The 25239-nt window shown below is 65.9% G+C and carries 28 protein-coding genes; 25 read left to right on the top strand and 3 right to left on the bottom strand.

Annotated features, from left to right (window positions below; genetic code table 11):
• The first annotated feature begins 26 nt into the window (after positions 1–26).
• Positions 27–302, top strand: a complete 276-nt coding sequence (locus ACEN9Q_RS28950; RefSeq protein WP_495626882.1) for a hypothetical protein — start codon at positions 27–29, stop codon at positions 300–302.
• Between the two features lie 208 nt (positions 303–510).
• Here the strand turns inward: ACEN9Q_RS28950 and ACEN9Q_RS28945 are convergent, their stop codons facing one another.
• Complete coding sequence (locus ACEN9Q_RS28945; protein WP_495626881.1) at positions 511–1101, bottom strand: isochorismatase family protein; 591 nt, start codon at positions 1099–1101, stop codon at positions 511–513.
• A 79-nt stretch (positions 1102–1180) separates the two neighbouring features.
• On the opposite strand from ACEN9Q_RS28945, the gene ACEN9Q_RS28940 reads away from it, so the two are divergent.
• On the top strand, positions 1181–2881 hold the full coding sequence (locus tag ACEN9Q_RS28940; RefSeq protein ID WP_495626880.1) for a M1 family metallopeptidase: 1701 nt from the start codon (positions 1181–1183) through the stop codon (positions 2879–2881).
• 163 nt (positions 2882–3044) lie between these two features.
• On the opposite strand, the gene ACEN9Q_RS28935 is transcribed toward ACEN9Q_RS28940, so the two are convergent.
• Complete coding sequence (locus ACEN9Q_RS28935; RefSeq protein ID WP_495626879.1) at positions 3045–5828, bottom strand: M16 family metallopeptidase; 2784 nt, start codon at positions 5826–5828, stop codon at positions 3045–3047.
• A 158-nt stretch (positions 5829–5986) separates the two neighbouring features.
• Here ACEN9Q_RS28935 and mepK point away from each other — a divergent pair, with 158 nt between their 5' ends.
• The 22 genes from mepK to ACEN9Q_RS28825 all read left to right on the top strand — a co-directional run bounded on the left by mepK (position 5987) and on the right by ACEN9Q_RS28825 (position 23707).
• Positions 5987–6550 (top strand): peptidoglycan L,D-endopeptidase MepK, encoded by a 564-nt coding sequence (gene mepK / locus ACEN9Q_RS28930; RefSeq protein WP_056448491.1) that lies wholly within the window; start codon positions 5987–5989, stop codon positions 6548–6550.
• A gap of 2 nt (positions 6551–6552) precedes the next feature.
• A complete protein-coding gene (locus tag ACEN9Q_RS28925) occupies positions 6553–7416 on the top strand; it encodes a hypothetical protein (protein ID WP_495626878.1) in 864 nt (287 codons plus the stop codon).
• Complete coding sequence (locus ACEN9Q_RS28920) at positions 7413–7739, top strand: hypothetical protein (RefSeq protein WP_495626877.1); 327 nt, start codon at positions 7413–7415, stop codon at positions 7737–7739. The genes ACEN9Q_RS28925 and ACEN9Q_RS28920 overlap by 4 nt, the downstream gene beginning before the upstream one ends.
• A 63-nt stretch (positions 7740–7802) precedes the next feature.
• Entirely contained in the window at positions 7803–8588 is a 786-nt protein-coding gene (locus tag ACEN9Q_RS28915; protein ID WP_495626876.1) for a GntR family transcriptional regulator, read from the top strand.
• A gap of 252 nt (positions 8589–8840) precedes the next feature.
• Complete coding sequence (locus tag ACEN9Q_RS28910) at positions 8841–10577, top strand: fumarate reductase/succinate dehydrogenase flavoprotein subunit (protein ID WP_495626875.1); 1737 nt, start codon at positions 8841–8843, stop codon at positions 10575–10577.
• Positions 10578–10598: 21 nt separating this feature from the next.
• Positions 10599–10832, top strand: coding sequence for a 4Fe-4S dicluster domain-containing protein (locus tag ACEN9Q_RS28905; RefSeq protein ID WP_056448502.1), 234 nt, complete (start codon positions 10599–10601; stop codon positions 10830–10832).
• A gap of 12 nt (positions 10833–10844) precedes the next feature.
• A complete protein-coding gene (locus ACEN9Q_RS28900) occupies positions 10845–11795 on the top strand; it encodes a HEAT repeat domain-containing protein (protein ID WP_495626874.1) in 951 nt (316 codons plus the stop codon).
• Positions 11792–12121 (top strand): ferredoxin FdxA, encoded by a 330-nt coding sequence (gene fdxA, locus ACEN9Q_RS28895; RefSeq protein ID WP_495626873.1) that lies wholly within the window; start codon positions 11792–11794, stop codon positions 12119–12121. Before ACEN9Q_RS28900 ends, fdxA begins: the two co-directional genes overlap by 4 nt.
• A gap of 57 nt (positions 12122–12178) precedes the next feature.
• On the top strand, positions 12179–13621 hold the full coding sequence (locus tag ACEN9Q_RS28890) for an ABC transporter substrate-binding protein (protein WP_495626872.1): 1443 nt from the start codon (positions 12179–12181) through the stop codon (positions 13619–13621).
• Between the two features lie 2 nt (positions 13622–13623).
• Entirely contained in the window at positions 13624–14568 is a 945-nt protein-coding gene (locus tag ACEN9Q_RS28885) for an ABC transporter permease (protein ID WP_495626871.1), read from the top strand.
• The gene (locus ACEN9Q_RS28880; protein WP_056448517.1) at positions 14565–15437 is read left to right on the top strand and encodes an ABC transporter ATP-binding protein; all 873 of its coding nucleotides are present in this window, start codon (positions 14565–14567) and stop codon (positions 15435–15437) included. Before ACEN9Q_RS28885 ends, ACEN9Q_RS28880 begins: the two co-directional genes overlap by 4 nt.
• Positions 15427–15822 carry a gamma-butyrobetaine hydroxylase-like domain-containing protein gene (locus ACEN9Q_RS28875; protein WP_056448521.1) on the top strand — a complete coding sequence of 132 codons (396 nt, stop codon included), beginning with the start codon at positions 15427–15429 and terminating at the stop codon, positions 15820–15822. Before ACEN9Q_RS28880 ends, ACEN9Q_RS28875 begins: the two co-directional genes overlap by 11 nt.
• Positions 15815–16588: a ferredoxin--NADP reductase gene (locus ACEN9Q_RS28870; protein ID WP_056448524.1), complete on the top strand. Its 774-nt coding sequence runs from the start codon at positions 15815–15817 to the stop codon at positions 16586–16588. Before ACEN9Q_RS28875 ends, ACEN9Q_RS28870 begins: the two co-directional genes overlap by 8 nt.
• Positions 16589–16604: 16 nt before the next feature.
• On the top strand, positions 16605–17354 hold the full coding sequence (locus tag ACEN9Q_RS28865) for an electron transfer flavoprotein subunit beta/FixA family protein (protein WP_056448527.1): 750 nt from the start codon (positions 16605–16607) through the stop codon (positions 17352–17354).
• Between the two features lie 17 nt (positions 17355–17371).
• The gene (locus tag ACEN9Q_RS28860; protein WP_495626870.1) at positions 17372–18337 is read left to right on the top strand and encodes an electron transfer flavoprotein subunit alpha/FixB family protein; all 966 of its coding nucleotides are present in this window, start codon (positions 17372–17374) and stop codon (positions 18335–18337) included.
• A 76-nt stretch (positions 18338–18413) separates the two neighbouring features.
• Positions 18414–19157, top strand: a complete 744-nt coding sequence (locus ACEN9Q_RS28855) for a sulfite exporter TauE/SafE family protein (RefSeq protein WP_056448529.1) — start codon at positions 18414–18416, stop codon at positions 19155–19157.
• Positions 19158–19231: 74 nt separating this feature from the next.
• Positions 19232–19609: a nuclear transport factor 2 family protein gene (locus ACEN9Q_RS28850; protein ID WP_056448532.1), complete on the top strand. Its 378-nt coding sequence runs from the start codon at positions 19232–19234 to the stop codon at positions 19607–19609.
• Positions 19610–19621: 12 nt separating this feature from the next.
• The gene (locus tag ACEN9Q_RS28845) at positions 19622–20947 is read left to right on the top strand and encodes a M20/M25/M40 family metallo-hydrolase (protein ID WP_495626869.1); all 1326 of its coding nucleotides are present in this window, start codon (positions 19622–19624) and stop codon (positions 20945–20947) included.
• Positions 20948–21031: 84 nt separating this feature from the next.
• The gene (locus tag ACEN9Q_RS28840) at positions 21032–21475 is read left to right on the top strand and encodes a thioesterase family protein (protein ID WP_056448537.1); all 444 of its coding nucleotides are present in this window, start codon (positions 21032–21034) and stop codon (positions 21473–21475) included.
• A gap of 85 nt (positions 21476–21560) precedes the next feature.
• Entirely contained in the window at positions 21561–22157 is a 597-nt protein-coding gene (locus ACEN9Q_RS28835) for an RNA polymerase sigma factor (protein ID WP_056448540.1), read from the top strand.
• 14 nt (positions 22158–22171) lie between these two features.
• Positions 22172–22660: a hypothetical protein gene (locus tag ACEN9Q_RS28830; protein ID WP_495626868.1), complete on the top strand. Its 489-nt coding sequence runs from the start codon at positions 22172–22174 to the stop codon at positions 22658–22660.
• A gap of 21 nt (positions 22661–22681) precedes the next feature.
• Positions 22682–23707 (top strand): hypothetical protein, encoded by a 1026-nt coding sequence (locus tag ACEN9Q_RS28825; RefSeq protein ID WP_495626867.1) that lies wholly within the window; start codon positions 22682–22684, stop codon positions 23705–23707.
• A 3-nt stretch (positions 23708–23710) separates the two neighbouring features.
• Here the strand turns inward: ACEN9Q_RS28825 and ACEN9Q_RS28820 are convergent, their stop codons facing one another.
• On the bottom strand, positions 23711–24202 hold the full coding sequence (locus ACEN9Q_RS28820) for a DUF3016 domain-containing protein (RefSeq protein WP_495626866.1): 492 nt from the start codon (positions 24200–24202) through the stop codon (positions 23711–23713).
• Positions 24203–24392: 190 nt separating this feature from the next.
• Here ACEN9Q_RS28820 and ACEN9Q_RS28815 point away from each other — a divergent pair, with 190 nt between their 5' ends.
• The gene (locus ACEN9Q_RS28815; protein ID WP_495626865.1) at positions 24393–25130 is read left to right on the top strand and encodes a DNA-formamidopyrimidine glycosylase family protein; all 738 of its coding nucleotides are present in this window, start codon (positions 24393–24395) and stop codon (positions 25128–25130) included.
• Positions 25131–25239 lie beyond the last annotated feature (109 nt).

The following is a 25239-nucleotide window of genomic DNA, read 5'->3' as shown; positions in this document are numbered from 1 at the left end:
TGATAGCATCATCCATTGGAGGACATATGAAAACCCAACTGCTCGCCGCAACCCTCATGCTCTCGCTCGCCTCGACGGGCGCCGCCTACGCCAAACCCAGCTGCGCGAAAGGCGCCATCGTCGGCGGTGTGGGCGGCCACGTGGCCGGCAAGCACGGCCTGCTCGGCGCCGCGGCCGGCTGCGCCATCGGCCACCACATGGCGAAGAAACAGGAACGCGAGCAACAGCGGCAGGCACAGGCCCAGGCCAATGCGCAGGCGCAGGCACAGGCCAATGCGCAGCAGCCGGCACCGCGCAAGTAAGCCGCTGCTTCTATCCCGTCATTCCCGCGCAGGCGGGAATCCAAGTTTGCCGGCGGATCGCGCGACTTGGGTTCCCGCCTGCGCGGGGACGACGATGCAACGCTGACCTACCGTCATTCCCGCGCAGGCGGGAATCCCAGTTTGCCGGCAGATCGGGCGACCTGGGTCCCCGCCTGCGCGGGGACGACGGCTACGCTGACAAGCCGGTTTACGCGTCGCCCGTCCCGGCCTGCAGCGCGTCGATCACGTGGCGCGTCGAGCGCACCCTGCCCATGATGCGGAAGGTATGTTCGCAGGCGAACCTGTGCATGTCGGCCTGTATGCTGCTCATCGCATCCTCGACGAAGACGACGCCGTAGCCGCGGTCGAACGCGGCGCGCGCCGTCGACTCGACCCCGAGGTTGGTGGCGATGCCGCCGAGGATGATGGTCTTGATGTTGCGGCGGCGCAGCAGCTGGTCCAGTTCCGTGCCGTAGAACGCGCCCCACTGGCGCTTCGTGACGACGATGTCGGTCGCCTGCACCTGGGCGTCCGGCGCGAGCTGCGACGCATCCGGCGGCGGCGCGGGCGTGCCCGGCTTGCGCATCGGCGCGTCGGCCGGCGGCAGCTGCAGCTGGTCGACGAGCACGCGCACGAAGATCACCATCCCGCCACGGTCGCGCATTTCGCCTGCCAGCAGCACGCAATTGCCCACCACCTGCTCGGCCGTGTACGGCGCCAGGTCGCGTCTCACATTACTGTTCTGCAAATCGATCAGCACCAGGGCGGTGCGGCCGATGTCGATGTCCAGGTCGCTCATTGCAAGTCCTCCTCGCCACAGTATTCACCAGCCGCGATTTGCGTGGCGCCGCTTTCCGCTGTGATAAATTCCCTGCATCATGCAAAGAATCGCCATCGCCGCCCTGGGCCTGCTGCTGGCGGGCTGCGCCAGCCAGCCCGCCCTCACCGATTACACCGTCAACTCGGGCGCGCAGCGCAGCCCCGGCCAGCAGGCGCTCACCTTCGATTACGCCGACCTGAGCCTGCGCATCGACCCGGACAGCCGCAGCCTGCGCGGCGACGCGACGCTCACGTTCGGTACGCGCGCGCCGCTGGACCGCATCGAGCTCGACCTGGACCGCAACCTGCCCATCGACGCCATCAGCGTCGACGGCCGGGCGCTCGCCGCGGGCCAGTGGCGCAATCCGGACGGCAAGCTGACGATCACGCTGCCGCAACGGCTGGAGCCGGGCCGGCACGTCAAGGTGCGCGTGACCTACCACGGCGAGCCGCACGTGGCGAAGCGGGCGCCATGGGACGGCGGCTTCGTGTGGGCGCGCACGCCGGACGGCCAGCCGTGGGTCGCCAGCGCCGTCGAGGGCGAAGGCTGCGACCTGTTCTGGCCCTGCATCGACCACCCGATGGGCAAGCCGGACGTCGTCGACGAACACATCACTGTGCCGGCGCCGCTGGTCGCGGCGGGCAACGGCGTCGCGCTCGGCATGACGGAAGCGAACGGCTGGCGCACATGGCACTGGCGCGCAAAACACCCGAGCACCTACGGCGTCGCCATCAACGTCGGGCCGTACGCCGAGCTGGATGGCGAATACCACAGCCGCTACGGCAACGTGATCCCGCTGCGGCTGTGGTACCTGCCGCACAACAAGGCGCATGCGCAGGCGTTGTTCGCGGAATTCCCGCAGATGCTCGATTTCTTCGAATCGACGATCGGCCCTTACCCGTTCGGCGACGAAAAAATGGGCGTCGTGGAAACGCCGCACAAGGGCATGGAACACCAGACCATCAATGCCTACGGCAACAAATACGCCAAGACGCCGTACGGCTACGACGACCTGCTGCAGCACGAATTCGCCCACGAATGGTTCGGCAACCAGCTCACCAATGCCGACTGGGACGACATGTGGCTGCACGAAGGCCTCGGCTCCTACATGCAGCCCCTGTACATGCAATACCTGCACGGCGACCAGGAATACTACGCGGCGCTGATGCAGCAGCGGACATCGATCCGCAACAAGGCGCCGCTCGTCTCCGGCAAGCACAAGCGCGAGGAAGACGTCTACGACCTCAAACGCGGCGGTCCCGGCGGCGACATCTACACGAAGGGCTCGCTCGTGCTGCACACCTTGCACGGCCTGATCGGCGACAACGCCTTTTTCCGCGCCGTGCGCGAACTCGTGTATGGTCGTCCGGACCCGCGTCCCGGCAATTTCGCGCCGCGCTATGCGACGACGCCCGACTTCATCGCCATCGTCAGGCGCGCGAGCGGACGCGACCTGGACTGGTTCTTCCAGGCCTATATGTACCAGGCCGCCCTGCCCGAACTCGTGGCCCGGCGCCATGCCGACACCCTCGACCTGACGTGGAAGACGGCCGCCGGCACGCCGTTCCCGATGCCGCTCGACGTGCGCGTCGGCACGCGCATCGTCACGCTGCCGATGGCGGACGGGCACGGCAGCATCGCCCTGCCGCCCGATGCCACGTACACGCTCGACCCGCATTCGAAGATTTTATGGCGCGAGGAACGGTTCGAGATTTTCCAGCGTTACCAGGAACAGTTGCGCAAGCAGGCGAAGCCGTAACGTGGGCGGTGGCGGCGCGCGTGGGCACACCCTACCAGGCTTGCGGAAGCAGGCGAAACAGTAGGGTGGGCGGCCCTCTGCCCACGCGCGCTGTTCGCGACGTGTTGGCGGCACGCGTGGGCACGTTTCATTTGAGGCCCCCGGCCTCACCATCCTACCGCGGTCACTGCAACGGTTTCCCCTCCACGTCGATGCGGCGCACGGTGCCGAGGTTCAGCGCGCGGATCGGCGCCTCGATCTTGCTCATGTCGCCGACGACGATCCACACCGGCTGCCGGGGCAGCACGACGCGCCCGGCCAGCCCATTCAGCTGCGCGGGCGTCAGCGCGAGCGCCGTCGCCGTGTACGTGTTGTAGTAATCCTCGGGCAGGCCGTATTGCAGGATCGTCGCGTAGGCATTGCTGAGCTGGCTGACCGTCTCGAACGAGCCGGGCAGGCCCAGCGTCTCGTTGGCCTGCGCTTCCTGCAGCTCGCGCGGCGTGACCGGGCGGGCGCCGCCCAGGTCGGCGTACTCGCGCGCCAGCTCGCGCAGCGCGTCGGCCGTTTTATCGGTCTGGACGGGCGAATCGCTGTACAGGATGCGCTGGCCGCGCGCCGCCACGAGCGACGTGCCGACACCGTACGACCAGTGTTTATCTTCGCGCAGGTCCATGTTCAGCCGCGAGCTGAACGTCCCGCCGAACACGTCGTTCAACAGATTCAGCGCGACGGCGTCCGGCGTGTTGCGCGGCGGGGCCAGCTGGGCGCCGACGATGTCGCTCTGCAGCGCGCCCGGGCGGTCGATCAGGTAGATCGTCGTGCCGGCCGGCTGGTCGACGTTGGCGATGTCGTGCGCGGGCAGCGTGCCGCCCTTCCAGGCGCCGAACGCGCGTTCCAGCAACGGCTTCAGTTCGGCCAGCGTGGTGTCGCCGACGACAAGCAAGGTTGCGTTATTCGGCTTGAACCACGTGCCGTGATACGCGACGAGATCCGCGCGCGTCATGCGCGCCACGGCGGCTTGGGTGCCGGTGCCCGTCAGCGGCAGCGAGTAGGGATGGCCGGGGCCGTACAACAGCGGCGGCAGCACGCGCAAGGCCATCAGGTGCGGCACGGTCTGCTCGCGCTGGATCGCGGCCAGCCGCGTCTTGCGCACGCGTTCGAAGTCCGCTTGCGGGAACGATGGGTGCAGCGTCAGCTCCGCGTACAGGCCCAGCGCCTGCGTCAGCGTCGGTTTCAACACGTTCATGTTGACGAAGGCGCCGTCCAGGTTGATCGTCGTGCCGAACGAGGCGCCCAGCGCTTCGAGTTCGCGACTGATCTGCAGGGCGCTGCGCGTCGCCGTGCCCTCTTCCAGCATGCGCAGGGTGAGGCTCGCGAGCCCTGGCAGCGCCTGCGTGTCGGACGCGAAGCCGCCGTTCAACATCAGCGACAGATTGATCACGGGCGCGCCATGGCGCTCGGCCAGCACCACGTTCAGGCCGTTGGACAGGATCGCCTTCTGCATCGGCGGCAGGGTCAACGGCTCCGGATGGCCCGTCGGTGGGCCCTTGCTGCGGTCGACCGTGGACGCGTCGGCAGCCAGCGCGGTCGGGAACGGATCGACTTCCAGCACGTAGTCGCCGTCGGATAACCAGTCCTGCATGGCCTTTCGCACGGCAGCCGGCGTCGCGTCCTTGATGCGCTGCAGGTAGACCTTGTAGCAGTCCGGATTGCCCGTGTACGTGGCGCAGCGCGCCAGCACGTCGCTCTTGCCGCCGAAGCCGCCCACGCGCTCGACGGCGCGCGCGTGCTGCGCGAGGATCGTCGTCTGTGCGAGCCGCAGTTCGGCGGCCGTGGGGCCGGACTTCATCAGCGCGCGCAATTCCTCGTCGGCGCCGGTTTCCATGCGCGCGACGTCGGCCTGCGCCAGCCCGGGCCTGGCCGTCAGGTTGATGCCGAACTGGCCGGCGATCTCGTTCGAATCGTTGCCGGAGCCGATGCTCGTGGCCAGCTGCTCCTTGACGACGAGGCGCTGGTACAGGCGCGACGTCTTGCCGCCGCCCAGCACCTGCGCGGCCAGGTCGAGCAGCGGTTCTTCCGGCGTGTCGGCGCCGGGCACGTTCCACAGGCGGATGATGCGCGCCTGCGGCACGCGGTCCTGCACCTGCCCGCGATGGGTGCCGCTGCGCTTCGCGACCCACGCCTGCTGGTGCGCCTGTGGCGGGCCCGGCGGGATGTCGCCGTAGTATTTCTCGACTTTTTCACGCGCCTGCTGCGGCGTGATGTCGCCGGCCAGCACGAGCACGACGTTGTTCGGGCCGTAGTGGCCCTTGAACCAGTCGGTGACGTCGGCCATCGACGCGGCATCGAGGTCGGTCATGGAACCGATCACGGTCCAGGAATACGGGTGGTTCGCCGGCCACGTGTTCTCCGTGACGATCTGCTCGACGACGCCGTACGGCTGGTTCTCGCGCTGGCGCTTTTCGTTCTGGACGACGCCCCGCTGCAGGTCGAGCTTCTTCCGGTCGAGCACATCCAGCAGGTGGCCCATGCGGTCGCTCTCGGCGAACAGCGCGTAATCGAGCATCGACGTCGGCACCGTCTCGAAATAATTCGTGCGGTCCTTGTTCGTCGTGCCGTTCAGGTCCGTCGCGCCGACGCCTTCGAGGGCAGACAAGAACGTCTTGTCGAAGTTGGCGCTGCCGGAAAACATCAGGTGCTCGAACAGGTGCGCGAAGCCGGTCTTGCCGGGCTTTTCGTTCTTCGAGCCGACGTGATACCACGTGTTGACGGCCACGACGGGCGCCTTGTGGTCTTCGTGCACGAGCACCGTCAGGCCGTTCTTGAGGACGAATTTCGTGTACGGGATGTCGGGGATCGGAATATCGACGCCGGCGTCGCGCGCGGGCGTGGATGCGGGAGCGGCCGTAGCCGTGGTGCCGGCGAGTGCCAGCATCGATGCGAACAAGAAACGGTAAGCAAAACGCATGCTGCTCTCCTGGCAAGATTGCACGACACACATGACCGCCCATTCTAAGGCAGTCACGCCCTGTCGTCCCGCACCGACACGCGACCCGGGCACAGTCCGGTGCACGAATCATGCATGGGGCGTATCATTGAGGCTGGCAATCAGCAAAGGATAAGCTCATGAATCAACGACGCTCCTTCCTCAAAAGCTCGGCCGTCCTCGCATCGGTACTCGGTGCGCCCGCGATCCGCACCAGCGCCAAGACCCTGCCGGATGCGCCCGTTCCACCGGTGGCGCCCAACGAGCGCATCGTGCGCCTGTACAACACGCACACGGGCGAAAGCCTGCGGACCATTTTCTGGGCCGAGGGCGAGTTCATCCCCGAGGCCTTGCAGGACATCAATAAACTGCTGCGCGACCACCGCAACAACAAGATCGCGGCCATCGATCCGAAGCTGCTCGTCTTGCTGGACCGCATCAGCGCGCAATACGGCAGCCATCCGACCATGCACGTGATCTCGGGTTATCGCTCGCCGGAAACGAACGCGATGCTGCACGAAAACACGAACGGCGTCGCCAAGCACAGCCTGCACATGGAGGGCAAGGCCATCGACGTGCGCATTCCAGGCCAGGACCTCGCGAAGCTGCACACGGTCGCGATGGCCCAGCGCGCGGGCGGGGTCGGCTATTACCCCGAGTCGCAGTTCGTGCACATGGACGTCGGCCGCGTGCGTTACTGGTGATCATGCGGCGGCCGGTCTCGCGTGGCGTAGCGCCGGCACTGCTGGGTGCCGTGCTGGCGTGGACGGCGCACGCCCAGACGGCGCCGGCAGCGGCAGCCAACCCGGCCGGGCAGCCGGCGCCGGCTTCGGGCGTCCAGACCGTCACCGTCACGTACACGCGCGACCCGGTCGACAAGTCCTACCGCAAAATGATCCGCGGCATGGAACGCTTCCAGCGCGAGCACGCGCTCGCACCCCAGGCCACGCTGCGCTTCCGCCTGCTGCCCCGCTCGCCGACCGTGGACATGCACGGCATCACCCTGCGCGTCATCGGCGACCACATCGCCGTGCCCGTTCCCGTCGCGCCGGACAACAGTTTTACCTTGCCGCGCAACGAGCAGGCCTTGCAGGAAGACGCGGCCGTCGTCGCCAACCGGAAGACGACGAGCATGACGTGGCGCGCGCAGGTCGTGACGCCTGGCCTGCCGCCCGGTACGCGCCGGCTGGGCGACTTGCGGCTGGAATGTCTCGTCGGCATGGAGGCCGGGCTCGTGTCGAACAGCTCGCCGCTGTTCGGGTGGATCTCGAATGCGCTCACGCGTCCCGAGCAGGTCTGCGACAGCCCCGACGGCAATTTCCTGTTCTTTACGGAGCGTCCCGTGTTTGCCGTGACGCTGCGCGCGGGCGACCGCACGGAAGTGCTGCCCTTCCACTTCCTGTACGCGGGCGGCGACCAGACGCGCGACATGCTGCCGTTCTGCGACTGCCAGGTGCTGCTCGACCGCACGTATTATGCGCCGATCTGGGACCGCGGCTGGCCGGACGACACGCTCGTCAGCTTCGACTACATGGACGATGCGCCGCCGGCGCCGGAGGCGGCGCCATGATCAATCGCCGCTGGCTGACGATCGCCGCGCTGGCGGCCCTGCTGTCCGGCTGCGCCACGCGCGCGCCCGAACCCGGCACGAGCGTGGCCGAGGCCCGCTTCGATGCGCTCGTCGTGCCGGGCCGCACGACGCGCGCCGAGCTGCTGGCCGCGTTCGGGCCCACGAAGACGGTCCGGTTCGATTCGGGCATGGAAGCGTGGCTCTACACGACGCCGGCGGCGGGCGGCCGGCATACCGAACTCGTGCTGCTGCTCGGCCGCGACGGCATCGTGAAGAAGATGCGCAAGCGGCCGCCCTACCCGACCGACCCGCGCGGCGATTGACGGCGCCAAGTGAAACGGTGCCGTGGACAGCGGATGTCCGGGCCTCCCCGAATCAGGGGACTCGTGCCCGGACTCGTTATAATGACCTGTCCTTCATTGTGCTGTGCCGCCACCTTGAACATCCCACTTCCACGTTCGTCGACCGTTCCACTGTATATACAGATCAAGGAAGCGATTCGTGCCAAGATCATCGATGGCACCTATATCGGGCACCAGCAGCTGCCGTCGGAAAACGAAATGATCGCGGCGTTCGGCGTCAGCCGCATCACGGTGCGGCAGGCGATCAACGACTTGCAGCAGGAAGGGCTGCTGTTCAAAGTGCACGGCAAAGGCACGTTTGTCGCGTTGCCCAATGTCTCCCAGGAGTTGACGCACCTGCAGGGTTTCGGCGAAGCGATGCATCGTCTTGGTCATGAAACCTTTTCGGACGTGTTCGGCCTCAAGACCGTCAAGGCAGCGGGCATCGCCAGCGCGAAATTGCAGGTCAAGGACGGGAGTCCCGTGACCGAGATCCGCCGCGTGCGCTATTTGAACAGGGAGCCGGTGTCCATCGACTACTCCTGGGTACGGCATGACGTGGGCTCGCGCCTCACCGAGAAAAACCTGCGCGAAAAAGACCTGTTTTCGCTGCTCGAGAACGAGCTGCGCCAGCGGCTCCATTCCGCCGACGTGGAAATCGATGCCACCTCGGCCAGTCAGGACGTGGCCACGCGCCTGAAAGTCGAACCGGGCTCGCCCATACTGCGCATCGAGCGCCTGACCTATGCGCAGGAAGAGAAGCCGCTGGTATTCGAATACCTGCATTATCGGGCCGAGACCTTCAAGTACAAGATGAAGGTCTTGCGCTAGCAGGCGCAGCGTCGTACCGCCTCCCCTTGCCTGACCGCGACGGCGCCCCGCCGCGCGTGCGCCCCACTTTGGTGGCGTCTCTCCCCACAACGGATACGTGCCGCACTGTCCGCGCACCGTTCCAGATCATTCTTCCCACCCGATACGGCGAATAACGGCGAATTCGATTGGCACGCATTTTGCACAACTCGTTATTACGAGTTATGACGAGGTGCGCAAGGGGCCGCACGGCAACTTTACTGAAAGGGTGACATGAATACCATCGAACTGGAATACGACCTGGTGATCGTCGGCGGCGGTACGGGGGGCCCGATGGCCGCCGTCAAGGCCAAGGAGAAGAATCCGAAGTTGCGTGTGCTCGTGCTGGAGAAGGCGAACGTCAAGCGCAGCGGCGCAATCTCCATGGGAATGGACGGGTTGAACAATGCGGTCATCCCCGGCCATGCGACGCCGGAGCAGTACACCAAGGAGATCACGGTGGCCAACGACGGCATCGTCGATCAGAAAGGCGTGTACGCCTACGCAAGCAACAGTTTCGCGATGATCGAGGAACTCGATCGCTGGGGCGTCAAATTCGAGAAGGACGAAACCGGCGATTTCGCCGTGCGCAAGGTGCATCACCTCGGCAGCTATGTATTGCCGATGCCGGAAGGGCATCACATGAAGAAGGTGCTGTATCGGCAACTGAAGCGCCAGCGCGTCGATATCACCAACCGGGTGGTCGCCACGCGCCTGATCACGGGTACGCGGGGCGAGATCGCGGGCGTCATGGGATTCGACTGCCGCACCGCCGATTTTTATGTGATCAAGGCAAAGGCGGTCGTGCTGTGCACGGGCGCGGCGGGGCGTCTCGGCCTGCCCGCCTCCGGCTACATGTTCGGCACGTACGAGAACCCGACCAACAGCGGCGAGGGCCACGTGATGGCCTATCACGCCGGCGCGGAACTGACGAACCTCGAATGCTTCCAGGTCAATCCCTTGATCAAGGATTACAACGGCCCCGCGTGTGCTTATGTGACCGGACCGTTCGGCGGCTTTACCGCGAACTCCACCGGCGCGCGTTTCATCGAGTGCGACTATTGGAGCGGCCAGATGATGCTGGAGTTCTACAACGAACTCGAAGGCGGCCGCGGTCCGGTGTTCCTGAAGCTCGATCACCTTGCGGAAGAAACGATCGCCGAGATCGAGCACATCCTGCACACCAACGAACGTCCGAGCCGCGGCCGCTTCCACGAACGGCGCGGCAACGACTATCGCCAGAAGGCGATCGAAATGCACATCTCGGAAATCGGTTTTTGCAGCGGCCACAGCGCCTCCGGCATCTGGACCAACGAAAAAGGCGAGTGTTCCATCCCCGGCCTGTACGCGGCCGGCGATTGCGCCAGCATTCCGCACAACTACATGCTGGGCGCTTTCGTATATGGCAAATTCTGCGGCGAGAACGCAGCGGACTACGTCTCCGGCATGGCCGCTCCGGTCATCGACACCGACATGGTGGAAGCGGAACGCAAACGCATCATGGCACCGCTGGCGCGCAGCGAAGGCCTGACGCCGTTCCAGGTCGAATACAAGACGCGCCGCATCGTGAACGACTACCTGCAGCCGCCGAAGGTCACCCGCAAGATGGAGATCGCGCTGGAGCGCTTCGGCGAGATCAAGGACGACCTGAATGAACTCAGTGCCGTCGATCCGCACGAATTGATGCGTGCGATGGAAGCGCACACGATCCGCGACTGCGCGGAACTCGCGGCGCGCGCCTCGCTGTTTCGCAAGGAAAGCCGCTGGGGCCTGTATCACCTGTGCGTCGACCATCCCGAGAAGGACGACGAAAACTGGTTCTGCCACACCAACGTCAAGTTGGGCGCGGACGGCAGGATGGCCTTCCGCAAGCGCGAGATCGAGCCCTACATCGTCGAACTGAATGCCGAAGAAAAAGCCGCGTACCAGCGCCTGCGCGTGGCCGGCAGCAAAACCACCGTCGCCGTTTAACCAGACCCGAAAGGAAAGATCATGACCATCGCAACCACCCGAACGCAGGCCCCGGTCGTCGTCGACCAATCGAAGTGCATCGCCGAGAAAGGCTGCACGGTGTGCGTCGACGTATGCCCGCTGGACGTGCTGGCGATCGACATCGTGAGCAACAAGGCGTTCATGAAGTTCGACGAATGCTGGTATTGCATGCCGTGCGAACAGGACTGTCCCACCGGCGCCGTGCACGTCAACATCCCCTACCTGGTTCGCTGAGGAGAAACGGCCATGATGGCAACCAGTATTCACGAACGGCTGCACAGCAGCGACCCGGGCGTGCGCCGCATTGCGGTGCTGGACCTCCCTTATTCCGAAGAGGCGGACGACATCGTGCCGCTGCTGGTCGCGGCACTGGCCGATCCCGACGCGTGCGTGCGGCTGGAGGCGGCCAGGGCGATCGAAGGCTACGAAGAACCGGAAGCGCTGGCCGCGCTGGTGCCGCTCCTGAAGGACGCCGACCCCGAGGTGCGGCGCGCGACGGCGACCACGCTGGCCGAACTGAAGGAACCGTCGTCGGCACCGCATCTGCTGCCTTACCTGGGGGATGAAGAAGCGACGGTCAGGGCCGCCGCCCTGCACGCGATCCGGGCCTTGCGCGTGGACGCGGCGTTCGAGCCGGCCATGGGCGCCCTGCGCGACGCGGACGCCCGCGTGCGCCGCGAAGCCGTGGGCGTGCTCGGCTACCTGAAGAAACCGGAAGCGATCGGCGCGTTGACGAATGCCGCGGCGAACGATCCGGACCAGGAAGTGCGCCGCATCGCGGTCGGCGCGCTCGGCTACGTCTCGGAAGTCAGCATCCAGCCGACGCTGAGCCGCGTCCTCGCCGATCGGGCATGGCAGGTGCGCGAGGAAGCCGCGATCACGATGGGCAAGCTCGGGCTGGCGCTCGGCGTGCCGGACCTGGTGCGCGCGATGGACGACGAGTTCTGGCAAGTGCGCGTGAAGGCGGCGCGCAGTCTCGGCAAGCTCAAGGCAAAGGCCGCGGTGAATGCGCTGTGCGCGGCGTTGCGGCATCCGATGAGCAACCTGCGCAAGGAAGCCGTCATCGCACTGGGCGAAATCGGCGACACGCGCGCCATCGCGCACCTGGAACTGGCGCTGAAGGACGTGGACTCGGACGTGCGCAAGCTGTCGAAGCTGGCGCTGACGACCATCCAACTGAACGGGGGCGCATCATGACACATGTTGTCGGCGAATCATGCATCGGCTGCAAATACACGGACTGCGTCTCGGTATGCCCGGTCGACTGCTTTCATGAGGGACCCAACTTCCTCGTGATCGATCCGGAAGTCTGCATCGACTGCGGCGTGTGCGTGGCGGAATGCCCCGTCGAGGCGATCTACGACGAAAAGGTGCTGCCGCAAGCGCAGAAGGAATACGTCGAGCTGAACGCAAGGCTGGCGACGCGCTGGCCCGTCATCGCCCATTCGACGGAACCGCTGCCGACCGCCGACGAATGGGCGGACAAGCCGGACAAACGCGCGCACCTGGTGGAGATGGTGTAGCAGCGCACGCAGTACGCCGGTTCTTCATGCTTTGACCAATTCTGGAAGGGATTCAACATGACACTTCGGTTCTTCACACCAGGCCGCGCCAGTGGCCGCATCGCCCGTATCGCCGTGCTCTTCGCCACCGTCCTGTGCGCCGCGCAGGCACGGGCAAAAGACGTCGTCACGATCGGCATCGGCACGCAGAACACCACGACCAACACCGTCACCGGCGGCGTCGTCATCAAGGAGCTGGGCCTGCTCGACAAGTATCTGCCGAAGACCGGCAAGTACGCGAACATCGACTTCAAGGTCGACTGGCAGAACTTCACCTCCGGGCCTCCGGTGACCAACGGCATGATGGCCAACAAGATCCAGATCGGCATGATGGGCGATTACCCGCTGCTGATCAACGGCGCCAACGGGCAGCAAAGCAAGGGCAACGAAACGCAGCTGGTCGCCGTGATCGCCTACAACGCCTTCGGCGCCGGCAACGGCGTCGTGGTCAACAAGGACAGTCCCTACTACCAGCTGTCTGACCTGAAGGGCAAGAACGTGTCGGTGCCGTTCGGATCGGCGGCGCACGGCATGCTGCTCCAGGCGATGCAGGCGCGCGGCTGGTCGGACGACTACTGGAACCTGGTCAGCCAGTCGCCGGAAATCGGCACCAGCAACCTGCAGGAAAAGAAGATCGACGGCCACGCCGATTTCGTTCCCTTCGGCGAGCTGCTGCCGTACCGCGGCTTCGCGCGCAAGATCTTCGACGGCGCCGAAACCAGGATCCCGACCTTCCACGGCATCGTCGTGCGCAAGGACTTCGGGGACAAGTTTCCGGAAGTCGTCGTCGCGTATATCCGCGCGCTGATGGATGCCGACGACTGGGTCCGCAAGAACCCGAAACTCGCGGCCGAGAAGATCGCGCAGTGGACCAAAATCGAAAAGGAAGTCGTCTACATCTTCCTCGGACCCGACGGCATCCACACGCTGGACCCGACGATCAAGCCGCTCCTCGTCAACGCCATCAAGACCGACTACGACGTGCTGCAGAAACTGGGAAAGGTGAAGACGCTCGACGTGGACAGCTGGGTCGACGAAAGCTATCTGCGCACGGCCTTCAGGCAGCGCGGCCTCGACTACGACGCGCAGAAGCGGTCCCTGGCCAACTACGACATCCAGGGCAAGGACCCGGTCTGCGCCAGGACGGTTACCAGTCCGAAGAACGCCGGCGAAATCTGGATCGCCGGCGGCGACATCGTGCCGCTCAGTTCCCCGCTCTGCACCTTCATGGGGATCAAAAAATACCAGGAAGCTGGCAAGAAAATTGCAGTGGCATATTTGTTCGACCATGGGCTCGGCATCAAGGTATTCGCCGACAGGGCCTTCTACGCGGTCAACGGGAGCGGTGCCGGGATGGATGTCGTGCCCTTCCTGCTGAAGAAGGACGCGGAAGCCAGCGCGGCGAAAGCCGGCGGCACCGTCGCAACCTACGAGCAAGTGCTCGCCAAGATGGAGAAATGATCATGGCTCTGATAGATCGTCAATCAATGACGCCCCCGCCGACGGCCGCGCCGCCTCATCCCGTTCCCGGCACGCCGGTACGGCAGCCCAGGCTCGAAGCCATCGAAGGCGGTCCGCCGCCGAACGCCGGGCAAGCGATGCCTTTCTCGCTGAAACACTGGCTCGAATCCGGCATCGGCGGGGCCGTGCTGGGCAGCGTGTCGATCGCCGCCGTCCTGCTGATGTGGTATCTGGCGACGCGCTACAAGCTCGATTTCTACGTGCGCTTCGGGAACATCCCGACGCCCATGGACGTCTGGCGCAGCATCCTCGACGTCAGTCATTCGACGAGGTTCATCGTGAACATCGGCATCAGCGTTCGCCGTGTGCTGTTCGGATTTGCCGGCGCCGCGATCGTCGGCACGGGCCTCGGGATCATGGTCGGCCGGTACCGGATCTTCCGTTCGCTGACGATGCCGGCGATGGAACTGTTCCGCCCGATCCCGGCGATCGCATGGGTGCCGATGGCCATCATGCTGTGGCCGAGCAACGAGGTCAGCATTGCATTCATCACGTTCATCGGCGCCTTTTTTCCGATCCTGATCAACACGATCCAGGGCGTGGAAGAGATCGACGAAGTCCTGCTCCGCGCGGCGCACAGCCTGGGGGCGAAAGAAAAGGACGTGATCCTGCATGTCGTGATCCCCGGCGCCCTGCAACACATTTTCACCGGTCTCGCGGTCGGCATGGGCGTCGCCTGGGTCTCGCTGATTGCGGCGGAAATGATTTCCGGCCAGTTCGGCATCGGTTACTTCACCTGGGAAGCGTATTCGCTGATTTCATATCCCGACATCGCACTCGGCATGATCACGATCGGCGTGCTCGGCCTGCTGTGCAGCAAGGCGATCCATATTTGTTCGAGACTCGCCATGCCGTGGACGGGCCTGGCGGCGGGAGCGCGAAAATGAGTGCGCACACCACAGGTACCCAAGCCGGCCACATCGAGGTTCGCGACCTCAACATCGGTTTCAAGGCGCGCGGCGCGACCGTGCAGGCCGTGAAGTCGGTGTCGCTGGACGTGCAGGCCGGTGAATTCGTCTCGTTGATCGGTCCTTCCGGTTGCGGCAAGTCCACCCTGATGAACGCGGTCGCCGGTTTTACCAAGGCCAACAGCGGCGTCGTGACGCTGGACGGCAAGCGCATCGACGGCCCCGGTTCGGACCGCGGGGTGGTGTTCCAGCAGTATTCGCTGTTCCCATGGATGACGGTGCGCAAGAACGTCGAGTTCGGGCTGAAGATGGCGAACATGGCACCGTCGCAACGCGAGACGCAGGCGCGCACCCTGCTCGGCCTGGCGGGCCTGCTGGCGTTCGAAAACCACTATCCGTCGCAACTGTCCGGCGGGATGAAGCAACGTGTCGGCATCGTCCGCGCGCTGGCGACGAGCCCGCAAGTGCTCCTGATGGACGAGCCGTTCGGCGCGCTCGATTCGCAGACGCGTTCGGTGATGCAGGAAATCCTGACGAATATGTGGCAGCGGCTGCGGCTGTCCGTGCTGTTCATCACGCACGACATCGAGGAAGCGATCTTCCTGTCGGACCGGATCTATGTGATGACCGCCAGGCCGGGGCGGATCAAGGCCGACATCAGGGTGCCGCTGCCGCGTCCCCGCACGCCGGACATGATGGACACGCCGGAGTTCGCCGGACTGGTCCGCTCGATCAAGAAGCTGATTCGCGAAGAAAGCCTGGCCGCGATGGGCGGGGAATTGCGCGACGGCGGTTGTGGCGGACTCAGCATGGAAATCGGACCGGAGGGGGTGGCCAATGTCCTGTGACGATGCAACCGCGGTCGCGCCGCTGGACGCGAACGATGTACCGCCGTCGGCCTGGCCTTCCGCAATCAGCTTGAACGAGAAGGCACGTACGTTGGAGCTGGTGTGGGACGACCGGCACGCAGTGTTGTCGCACAGCGTATTGCGCCGCTCCTGCCGCTGCAGCGTATGCGAGAGCACGCGCAGGAAGCTGGACCAGGTGCTGCCGGTTGCCGACGACGTGGCGCTGCTGAAGATCGAGCCGGTGGGCTCGACGGCTTTGCAGCTGTTCTTTTCGGACGGCCACGAGCGCGGCATTTATCCGTGGACCTATCTGAAGCAGATGGCATTCGCTCCGGCGACGAGCGGGTTCCGCGATTTTTTGACGAAAGGATGGCGTGATGAGTAATTTCTACGAGGCGGAAGTCTTGTCCGTGCACCATTGGACGGATCGCCTGTTTTCTTTTACCACGACGCGCGAACCGAGCTTCCGCTACCAGAGCGGACAGTTCGCGATGATCGGGCTCGACGTGGACGGCAAGCCGCTGATGCGGGCATACAGCATGGTCAGCCCGCATTACGAAGAGCAGCTCGAATTTCTCAGCATTAAGGTACCCGACGGTCCCCTGACCTCGCGCCTGCAGAACATCAAGGTCGGCGATTCGATCCTGGTCGGCCGCAAGGCGTCCGGCACGCTGCTCAGCCAGAACCTGTTGCCGGGCAAGCACCTGTACCTGCTCGGCACGGGCACGGGCCTCGCACCGTTCATGAGCATCGTGCAGGACCCGGACGTTTACGAGAAGTTTGAAAAAGTGATCCTCGTGCACGGCTGCCGCCAGGTCGACGAACTGGCTTACCAGAAGCGCATCGCGGCGGAATTGCCGAATCACGAATTCCTGGGCGACATGGTGGCCGGCCGCCTGATCTACTATCCGACCGTCACGCGCGAACCGTTCGAAAACCAGGGACGCATTCCCGACTTGCTGAAAAGCGCACAGTTCTACGACAAGCTCGGCGTGCCGGCGCTCGACATCGAGCACGACCGCTTCATGCTGTGCGGCAGCCCCGCCATGCTGAAGGACACCGTGGACGTGCTCCAGACCTACGGCCTGAACGAGGGCAATATGAGCCATCCCGGCCACTACGTCATCGAACGCGCGTTCGTCGACAAGTGACGCACAAGGAGAAACGATGAAAATACTGGTCCCCGTCAAGCGGGTGGTCGATCCCAACGTCAAGGTCCGCGTGAAGCCGGACCACACGGGCGTCGACCTGGCCAACGTCAAGATGGCCATCAATCCTTTCGACGACATCGCCGTCGAAGAAGCCACGCGGCTGAGGGAAGCGGGTCACGCGACGGAAGTCGTCGCGGTATCCTGCGGCCCCGACGCCTGCCAGGACGTGCTGCGCACGGCCATGGGCATCGGCGCCGACCGCGGCATCCTGGTGCGGACGGACGCGGAACTGCAGCCGCTCGCGGTCGCCAAATTGCTGGCCGCAATCGTCAGGCGGGAAGTCCCGCGGCTGGTGATCCTGGGCAAGCAGGCCATCGACGACGACTGCAACCAGACCGGGCAGATGCTGGCGGCCATGCTGGCCTGGCCGCAGGCGACGTGCGCATCGGCCGTGCGGGTCGAAGGCGACAGCGTGACCGTCACGCGCGACGTCGATGGCGGCACCGACACCGTGCAACTGGCGCTGCCGGCCATCGTGACGACGGACCTGCGCCTGAACGAACCGCGCTTCGTCAGCCTGCCCAACCTCATGAAGGCGAAAAAGAAGCCGCTGGACGTGATCCCCGCCGAAACCCTGGGTGTGGACCTCGCCCCGCGCTGGACCACGCTGGCCGTCAACCCGCCCCCGTCACGCAAGAGCGGCGTGCTCGTGCAGGATGCGGCCGAGCTCGTCCGCCGCCTCCGCCACGACGCCCACGTCATCTAATCTATCGAGGAGCCATCATGACAGTACTGGTCATCGCCGAACACGACAACGTTTCGCTCCATGCCGCCACGCGCCACGCAATCGGCGCGGCCCGCCAATGCGGCGGCGCGGTGCATCTGCTCGTCGCAGGGCACGATTGCACCGCCGCTGTGCACGACGCCGGCCGCGCCGCCGGCGTGGCGAAGGTGTGGGTCGCCTCCGCGCCGCACCTGGCGCACGGGCTCGCGGAAAACGTCGCCGCCCAGGCGCTGCAATTGTTGGCGCAGGAGGCGTACACCCACGTGCTGGCGGCGGCCAGCACGTTCGGCAAAAGCGTCATGCCGCGCATCGCGGCCGCCCTGGATGCGGGACAGATCTCGGAAGTCACGCGGGTGGTCGCGCCCGACGTGTTCGAGCGTCCGATCTACGCCGGCAACGCGATCGCGACCGTGCAGGCGCTGGACGCCGTCAAGGTGCTCACCGTGCGCGCCACCAGCTTCGACGCGGCGCCGCCCGGTGACGCCGCGGCGGTCGTGCAGGCCGTGGCGGCGGTGGAAGATGCCGGCACGTCGCGCCTCGTCTCGCTCGAACGCACGTCGTCCGGCCGGGCGGAACTGGGTTCGGCGCGCGTCGTCGTGGCGGGCGGGCGCGGCCTCGGTTCCGGCGCCAGCTTCAGGCTGCTGGAACCGCTGGCCGACGCACTGGGCGCCGCCATCGGCGCCTCGCGCGCGGCCGTCGACGCCGGCTTTGCAGCCAACGACCTGCAGATCGGCCAGACCGGCAAGATCGTCGCGCCCGCGCTGTACATCGCGATCGGCATTTCCGGCGCCATCCAGCACCTGGCCGGCATCGGCGACGCAAAGATCATCGTCGCCATCAACAAGGATCCGGAAGCGCCGATCTTCGGCGTGGCGGATTACGGCATCGTCGGCGACCTGTTCGACGTCGTGCCCGCGCTGCTGGCGGCATTGCGGGAGGAAGAACAGAAACGGCTGGCTGCCTAGCCATTTTTTTCGCGAAACTCGTCATAACCAGTTATAATGAGTTTTTTTCTGACCGACCTGATGGGGCGCCCTGCCGATGCATACCGGACTTGCACTGATATCCATTGCCATCGGCGTCCTGGTCGGTGCGGCCGGCGTCGGCGGCTTTTTCATGCCGCCCGCCTTGACACTGCTGACGGACATGGACATCCACCGGAGCATGGCGCTGTCGCTGTTCACCTTCATCTTCACCGGCATCGCGGGTGCGCTTTATTTCCACAGAAAAGGCAGCCTGGACTGGACGCTGGTACGGCCGGTGTGCCTCGGCGCGGCGGCGACGGGCTATGCCGGCGCATGGCTCGGCCATCGTCTCGACACCGCGTCGCTGTCGACGGTGCTGGCCGCGGTGATCCTCGTCGTCGGCACGTACACGTCGTTAGCCGGCGGTGACCGGGCGGTGCTCGCCGTGCCGCGCAGCGCGCGCCGGCGCCGGCTGATCCTGGCGGCGATCGGCGCCGTCACGGGATTCTTTTCCGGCCTCACCGGCATCGGCGGCCCGGTGCTGTCCGTGCCGCTGATGGTCCTGTGCGGCTATTCCGTGCTGACCGCGATCGGCGTCGGACAGGTGCTGCAAACGGTCGGCGCGTTGTCCGGCTCGCTCGCCAACCTGCATTACGCCGGCATCGATTATCGGCTTGCCGCCTTCGTCGTCGCCTTTGAAATCGTGGGCGTGCTGGCGGGCGCCATCGTCATCCACCGCCTCGACGGCACCCTGGTCAAGCGCCTCGTTGGCGGACTGTGCATGGTGGCCGGTTGCGGGTTCATCCTGCGCAGCCTGTAGGCGGTCGTTCCGGCCGCCTCGCCACCCGGACTGCCGTTTCATGGCAGAATCGAATTTTCGACTTGCCACGCACCATGTCCGCCCCGACCTCCCCCGACGCCGTCGTCCAGCGCCAGCTCGACGCCTACAACGCCCGCGACCTCGACGCCCTGCTTGCGACCTATGCGCCCGACGCGCGCCAGTACGAATTGCCGGCGACATTGCTGGCCACGGGCCATGCGGCAATGCGCCCCCGCTTCGCGGCGCGCTTCCAGGAGCCGGACCTGCACGCGCGCCTGCTGCAGCGTGTCGTGATGGGCAACATCGTCATCGACCACGAGACGGTCACCCGCAACTTTCCCGAAGGCCGGGGCGAGGTCGACCTCGTTGCGATCTACGAAGTGGTCGACGGCCTGATCCGCTCGCAGACGGTGCAGGTCAGCAACCAGCGCCTCGACGCGCAAGCGGGCTGAATCGGTGTAAAGTTGAGCATCATTTTTTTTGGAAAGATCACGATGCGCAAGATGGCGGGGGCGGTGCTGGCGGCGCTGGCGTGCGTCCAGGCGGCACATGCCGACGGGCTTGATCCGACCGAGCAGAGAATCGTCGCCGAGGTCAGGGCGCATGCGCCGCAGGCCCTCGACCTGCTCCGGCAGAGCGTCCTCATCAACAGTGGCACGATGAATACGCGCGGCGTGCGCGACGTCGGCCAGCTGTTCCGCAAGCAGTTCGACGAGCTCGGCTTCAGCACGCGCTGGATCGACCTGCCGCCCGGGATGCACCGCGCCGGCCACCTCGTCGCCACGCGCGACGGGAACCGGGGCAAGCGCCTGCTGCTGCTCGGCCACCTCGACACCGTATTCGAGCCGGGCGCCGACGTGCCGATGTGGAAACGCGACGGCGACAGGGTGCGCGGCCAGGGCGTCTCCGACATGAAGGGCGGCGACGTGATCGTCATCGAAGCGCTGCGCGCGCTGCAACGCGCGGGCGCCCTCGACGGCGCGCGCATCGCCGTCATGTTCACGGGCGACGAGGAAGAAGCGGGCAATCCGAAAAGCGTCTCGCGCGGCGACATGGCGGAACTCGCCAGACGCAGCGACGTCGCGCTCAGCTTCGAGGGCAGCATCATCGACAAGGACGGCATGGCGACCGCCACCGTGGGCCGGCGCGCGACGGCCACGTGGGAGCTGGACGTCAAGGGACGCCAGGGCCATTCGATGGCCGTGTTCGGCGCCAACGGCTACGGCGCCGTGTACGAGACGGCCCGCATCCTGGACGCGTTCCGCCAGCAGGTGATCGAGCCGGGCCTCACGTTCAACCCGGGCGTGATCCTGGGCGGCACCGAGGTCGCGTTCGACGCCGCCGCCTCGCGCGGCACCGCGTTCGGCAAGACGAACGTGATCGCCAACACGGCCACCGTGAAAGGCGACCTGCGCTACCTGGACTACCCGCAGCGCGACCGCGCCCACGCGCGCATGCAGGTGATCGTCGCGCAGAACCTGCCCGGCACGAGCGCCACCATCACGTTCCACGACTCCTACCCGCCCATGGCCGTCACACCGGGCAACCTGAAACTGCTGGACCTGTACTCGCGCGCCAGCCAGGACGCCGGACTGGGTCCGATCGGCGCCGTGCCGGCCGAGGCGCGCGGCGCCGGCGACGTTCAGTTCGTGGCGCCGCTCGTCGACAGCCTCGACGGCCTTGGTGCGAGCGGCAACGGCGCCCATTCGCCGAACGAAGACCTGGACGTGGGCTCGATCGAACGGGGTGCCGTGCGCGCGGCATTGCTGATCTATCGTTTGACCCGCTGAACCCATGGGCGTTGCGGCTGCGGCCTTGACGCCCGTCGAATTCCCTCAACCGGACACGCTGCCCGCACGGGCTAGAATGCAGACATGGCACGACTGACACTCACCTTCCCCGAAGACCAGTATTACTACACGTCCCTGCTGACGGTGCGCGTCACCGACATCAACGCCGCGAACCACCTCGGCAACGACTCGATGATCTCGATGATCTCCGAGGCGCGGGCACGCTTCCTGTTCGAATTCGGCGTCCCCGAGACGGAACGCGACGGCACGGGCATCATCGTCACCGACCTCGCGACGACGTACCGCGCCGAGGCGCATGCGCGCGACCAGCTGCTGTTCGAAGTGGGCGTCATGGACTTCAACAAGTACGGCGGCGACATCACGTTCCGCGTCACCCGTCCCAAGGACAAGACCCTCGTCGCGATGGCCAAGCAGGGCTTCGTCTTCTTCAACTACAAGACGAGCCAGGTCGTCGCCATGCCGGACGAATTCCGCAGCAAGTTCGAGCGGGTGAACTGGGTGGACTGAGCGCCCGCGTATTTTTTTCCGGATAAAAACAAAAACCTGGAACTTTCCCCGCCTGCCGCCGGAATATGGGTAAACACAACGACCCATGACCACGACCTCGACCCGCTGCGACGACACCGACCTGCTGCGCCGCATGCGCGGCGGCGCCGCCGACGCCTTCGCGGCCCTGTACCGGCGCCACCAGGGGCCGCTGTACCGCTTCGCGCTGCTGCGCTGCGGCTCGTCCGACACGGCGGCCGACGTCGTTCAGGAAACGTTCATGGGCCTGTTGACGGAACGGTTCCGGTTCGATCCGTTGCGCGGCCAGCTGCAGCACTTCCTGTTCGGCGTGGCGCGCAACCTGATCCTGAAGCACGAGACGGCGCACCAGCGCCACGTGGTGCTGTCCGGCCCGGACGACGAGGACGGCGACGCCGGGTCCGAAGCGCCGGACGACGCGGCCTGCCCGCTGGGACGCCTGCTGGACAACGAGGCCGCCGAGGAAGTGCGGCGCGCGCTGGCGCTGCTGGCGCCGCATTACCGCGACGCCGTCATCCTGTACGAGATGCATGAATTGTCGTACGCCGAGATCGCCGACGTGTGCCAGGTCGACATCGGCACCGTGCGTTCGCGCCTGTCGCGCGGGCGGGCCGCGCTGGCCAAGCGCCTGGCCGGCTGGCGCGCGGCCGACCGCGCGGCATGAAAAGGAGAGCCACCATGGACACCCGAAAAACGACGGACCGCGATCCCCTGTTCGACGCCCTGCGCGCGGAGGTCGGGCGGCTGGACACCCCGCGCGGCGTCGAAAAGGCATTGCTGCAGGCCTTCGCCCGCCAGCATCCGCCGCGGCGCCGCTGGTATCACGGCCTGCCCGGACGACGCTGGACGCTGGCGGGCGGCCTGGCGGGCCTCGCGGCCGGCGCGCTCGCGCTGGCGTTCGCCCTGCGGACGCCGGACGCGGATGGCGGCCGGGCCGGCACGCTCGCCGCGCGTGACGACAGCGGCCCGTTCATCGCGCTCGAGTCGGCCGAGCGCATCGCCGCGGAGCCGGCGCCGCGCATGGTCGCCGCCGACGTGCCGCGCGCGAGCCTGGCCGCGCTGGGCGTGCCGCTGACGCCGGAAAACGCGGGCGACTCGGTGCGTGCCGAGATGCTGGTCGCGGCCGACGGCCAGCCGCTGGCCCTGCGGCTCAGTTCCATCGAATGACCTGACCGACAAGAGGATGTCATGACAACCAAGAAATTGATACTTGCGCTGCTGCTGTCCGGCATCGTTGCACCGGTGCTGGCCGAAGACACGGCCGGCGCGGCAGGCAAAGGGCATCTCGAAGTGCGCCGCGACGGCACCACGATCATGCGTGCCGACGCGATCGCCACCGCGCCCGACGGCACCGTTACCGGCTGGATGCGCCCCGTCAGGAATGCGCCGTACAGCGCCCAGGTCGTCCGCGAACGCTCGCAAAACCTCCCCGACGGCAACCAGATCGACGTCCGCCGCGGCCCGATGGCTGCCTACCGCGACAGCGCGGGCCGCACGCGCCAGGACATCGTCGACGACAAGGGCGAGCTGCAAGCAGTGAAAATCGACGATCCGGCCGCCGGTCTGAACTGGGTTCTGAAGCCCAGGGAGCGCGTCGCCATCAAGCTCGACCGGCATCATCCCGTCAACGCCGCCGACGCACGCGCCCGCGCCGCACGGATGCGCCAGGACGGCACGCTGCCGTCGATCGAGCGGAGCACGACCCCGGACGGCCAGCAGGAGGTCATCGTCAAGCGCGTCGTGCGCACCGGTCCGGACGCCCGCCAGCGTACGCAGGAAGACGTCCGCATCCAGGTCCCAAGGGCGTTCGCGGAAAGTGGCGCGGCGGTGCGCGACATGCAGATGCGGGTGGCGCCGCTGGCCAGCGCGTTCGACGATCTCAAATGGGCGTCGAAGGCCGTGACGAAAGACCTGGGCACGCGCGACTTCGGCGGCATCAAGGCCGAGGGCAAGCTGCGCAGCTACGAGATCCCGGCCGGCGCGATCGGCAACCGCAACCCGATCGTCGTCGCGGACGAGACGTGGACGGCGCCCGACCTGCAGGTGACGGTCTACACGAAGCACAGCGACCCGCGCAGCGGCGACGCCGTGTTCCGCCTCGAAAACATCAGGCGCGAGGAACCGCCCGCCGCCCTGTTCACCGTCCCGGCCGACTACACGGTGCGCGAGGCGGGTGCCCGCTGGCGCGACAAGACGGGCAGCAAGACACCATAGACGTCAGCGCTTGCGGACCGGCGCGATCGTCTTGCCGAACCAGTCGTCGATCATCTGCTTCTCGTAGCGCAGCGGCTCCGAATCGAAGTAGTGGTTGTAGGTCTGCTGGTAATTCATGTCCTGCAACTGCGTCTGGCCGCTCTTGAGCACCTGGCCGTTCTGCTCGACCGCGTAATTCAGCTCCATGCGCGGCCAGTCCGCGCGGCCGCTCAGCACGCGCAGGTCGCGGCCCAGACGGATGCTCGGGATGAGGCGGCCGGCCGGGTCGAAATCCGTGATCTCGATGCGCAGGTCCTGGCCCGGCGGCAGGTTCTCGCCCAGCTTCTTGAAGTGGTCCGCGATCTGGTCCAGCATCTCCTTGCGCTCCCACGTCGGGAACGGCAAATCATGGAAATTCTCGGGGTGGACCCACGTCACGCTGACCGCGGCCGACGCGCTGCCCGCGGCCAGCGCCAGCAGGCCCGCCAGGGCCATCGTCTTCATGAACGTTTTCATGATGTCTTCCTTTCTTTCTCTGTCATCGAACTGCTGCCACCGTTAATACCTGATTCTTATACGCCGGTTTCCATCCCGCTGTCCGTTACAAGATCGTCAAAGTTTGTATCGAAATGTTAGTCCCCGCACAGGTGCCTCGAGCTCTTGCACAGCACAATTCCGACAGGCTCAACATCAGCAAGGACACATCATGCCGGAAGGCCCGTCGCTGGTCATCCTGAAAGAGCAGACGGCCCGGTTCGTGGGCCAGGAGATCGTGCGTGCCGACGGCAATACCTGGGCCATCGACACGGTGCGCCTCGTCGGCCAGCCCATCGTTGCGCTGCGCACGTGGGGCAAACACTTCCTGATCCAGACGCCGGCGATGGTCGTGCGCATCCATTTCCTCCTGTTCGGCACGTACCGGGTGAACGAGCGGCGCGACAAGCCCCCGCGCCTGTCGCTCGGCTTCGCCGACGGCGGCGAGCTGAATTTCTATGCCTGCTCCGTGAAGGAAATCGACAGCGACATCGACGCGTCGTACGACTGGGCCGCGGACGTCATGTCGGATGCCTGGGACCCGGCCAAGGCGCGCAAGAAGCTCAGAGCGGCGCCCGGGACGCTCGCCTGCGACGCCCTGCTCGACCAGGATATCTTTGCCGGCGTCGGCAACATCATCAAGAACGAGGTGCTGTTCCGCATCCGGGTGCATCCGCTGTCGACGGTGGGTGCGCTGCCGCCGGCCAAGCTGCGCGCGCTCGTGCAGGAGGCGCGCCAGTACAGCTTCGACTTCCTCGAATGGAAGAAGGCGTTCACCCTTAAACAACATTGGCTGGCGCATAACAAGAAGACGTGCCCCCGCTGCCATATTCCATTTCATAAAGCCCACCTGGGACGGACGAACCGGCGCAGCTTCTGGTGCGAGCGCTGCCAGAAGCTGTACACATGAGCGGCGTAAATGATAGGGAAGCAACACGTTGCGACATTGTGACTTATTGCACCGCGTCATTAATATTTCTTGTTGTTAATGGTCACTGCTCATACTACAATCATTTCAG

This window comes from Massilia sp. Masssp93 (assembly GCF_059491295.1).
This window is presented reverse-complemented; position numbering and strand designations above follow the sequence as displayed.

Excerpts from the sequence above, each read along its gene's own strand:
- ACEN9Q_RS28905 (WP_056448502.1), top strand. The coding sequence starts at position 10,599 with ATGACCATCGCAACCACCCGAACGCAGGCCCCGGTCGTCGTCGACCAA.
- ACEN9Q_RS28860 (WP_495626870.1), top strand. The coding sequence starts at position 17,372 with ATGACAGTACTGGTCATCGCCGAACACGACAACGTTTCGCTCCATGCC.
- ACEN9Q_RS28840 (WP_056448537.1), top strand. The coding sequence starts at position 21,032 with ATGGCACGACTGACACTCACCTTCCCCGAAGACCAGTATTACTACACG.
- ACEN9Q_RS28890 (WP_495626872.1), top strand. The coding sequence starts at position 12,179 with ATGACACTTCGGTTCTTCACACCAGGCCGCGCCAGTGGCCGCATCGCC.
- ACEN9Q_RS28870 (WP_056448524.1), top strand. The coding sequence starts at position 15,815 with ATGAGTAATTTCTACGAGGCGGAAGTCTTGTCCGTGCACCATTGGACG.
- ACEN9Q_RS28925 (WP_495626878.1), top strand. The coding sequence starts at position 6,553 with ATGCGGCGGCCGGTCTCGCGTGGCGTAGCGCCGGCACTGCTGGGTGCC.
- ACEN9Q_RS28835 (WP_056448540.1), top strand. The coding sequence starts at position 21,561 with ATGACCACGACCTCGACCCGCTGCGACGACACCGACCTGCTGCGCCGC.
- fdxA (WP_495626873.1), top strand. The coding sequence starts at position 11,792 with ATGACACATGTTGTCGGCGAATCATGCATCGGCTGCAAATACACGGAC.
- ACEN9Q_RS28865 (WP_056448527.1), top strand. The coding sequence starts at position 16,605 with ATGAAAATACTGGTCCCCGTCAAGCGGGTGGTCGATCCCAACGTCAAG.
- ACEN9Q_RS28900 (WP_495626874.1), top strand. The coding sequence starts at position 10,845 with ATGATGGCAACCAGTATTCACGAACGGCTGCACAGCAGCGACCCGGGC.
- ACEN9Q_RS28950 (WP_495626882.1), top strand. The coding sequence starts at position 27 with ATGAAAACCCAACTGCTCGCCGCAACCCTCATGCTCTCGCTCGCCTCG.
- ACEN9Q_RS28940 (WP_495626880.1), top strand. The coding sequence starts at position 1,181 with ATGCAAAGAATCGCCATCGCCGCCCTGGGCCTGCTGCTGGCGGGCTGC.
- ACEN9Q_RS28815 (WP_495626865.1), top strand. The coding sequence starts at position 24,393 with ATGCCGGAAGGCCCGTCGCTGGTCATCCTGAAAGAGCAGACGGCCCGG.
- ACEN9Q_RS28820 (WP_495626866.1), bottom strand. The coding sequence starts at position 24,202 with ATGAAAACGTTCATGAAGACGATGGCCCTGGCGGGCCTGCTGGCGCTG.
- ACEN9Q_RS28875 (WP_056448521.1), top strand. The coding sequence starts at position 15,427 with ATGTCCTGTGACGATGCAACCGCGGTCGCGCCGCTGGACGCGAACGAT.
- ACEN9Q_RS28945 (WP_495626881.1), bottom strand. The coding sequence starts at position 1,101 with ATGAGCGACCTGGACATCGACATCGGCCGCACCGCCCTGGTGCTGATC.
- ACEN9Q_RS28850 (WP_056448532.1), top strand. The coding sequence starts at position 19,232 with ATGTCCGCCCCGACCTCCCCCGACGCCGTCGTCCAGCGCCAGCTCGAC.
- ACEN9Q_RS28880 (WP_056448517.1), top strand. The coding sequence starts at position 14,565 with ATGAGTGCGCACACCACAGGTACCCAAGCCGGCCACATCGAGGTTCGC.
- ACEN9Q_RS28920 (WP_495626877.1), top strand. The coding sequence starts at position 7,413 with ATGATCAATCGCCGCTGGCTGACGATCGCCGCGCTGGCGGCCCTGCTG.
- ACEN9Q_RS28935 (WP_495626879.1), bottom strand. The coding sequence starts at position 5,828 with ATGCGTTTTGCTTACCGTTTCTTGTTCGCATCGATGCTGGCACTCGCC.
- ACEN9Q_RS28855 (WP_056448529.1), top strand. The coding sequence starts at position 18,414 with ATGCATACCGGACTTGCACTGATATCCATTGCCATCGGCGTCCTGGTC.
- ACEN9Q_RS28885 (WP_495626871.1), top strand. The coding sequence starts at position 13,624 with ATGGCTCTGATAGATCGTCAATCAATGACGCCCCCGCCGACGGCCGCG.
- ACEN9Q_RS28825 (WP_495626867.1), top strand. The coding sequence starts at position 22,682 with ATGACAACCAAGAAATTGATACTTGCGCTGCTGCTGTCCGGCATCGTT.
- ACEN9Q_RS28910 (WP_495626875.1), top strand. The coding sequence starts at position 8,841 with ATGAATACCATCGAACTGGAATACGACCTGGTGATCGTCGGCGGCGGT.
- ACEN9Q_RS28830 (WP_495626868.1), top strand. The coding sequence starts at position 22,172 with ATGGACACCCGAAAAACGACGGACCGCGATCCCCTGTTCGACGCCCTG.
- mepK (WP_056448491.1), top strand. The coding sequence starts at position 5,987 with ATGAATCAACGACGCTCCTTCCTCAAAAGCTCGGCCGTCCTCGCATCG.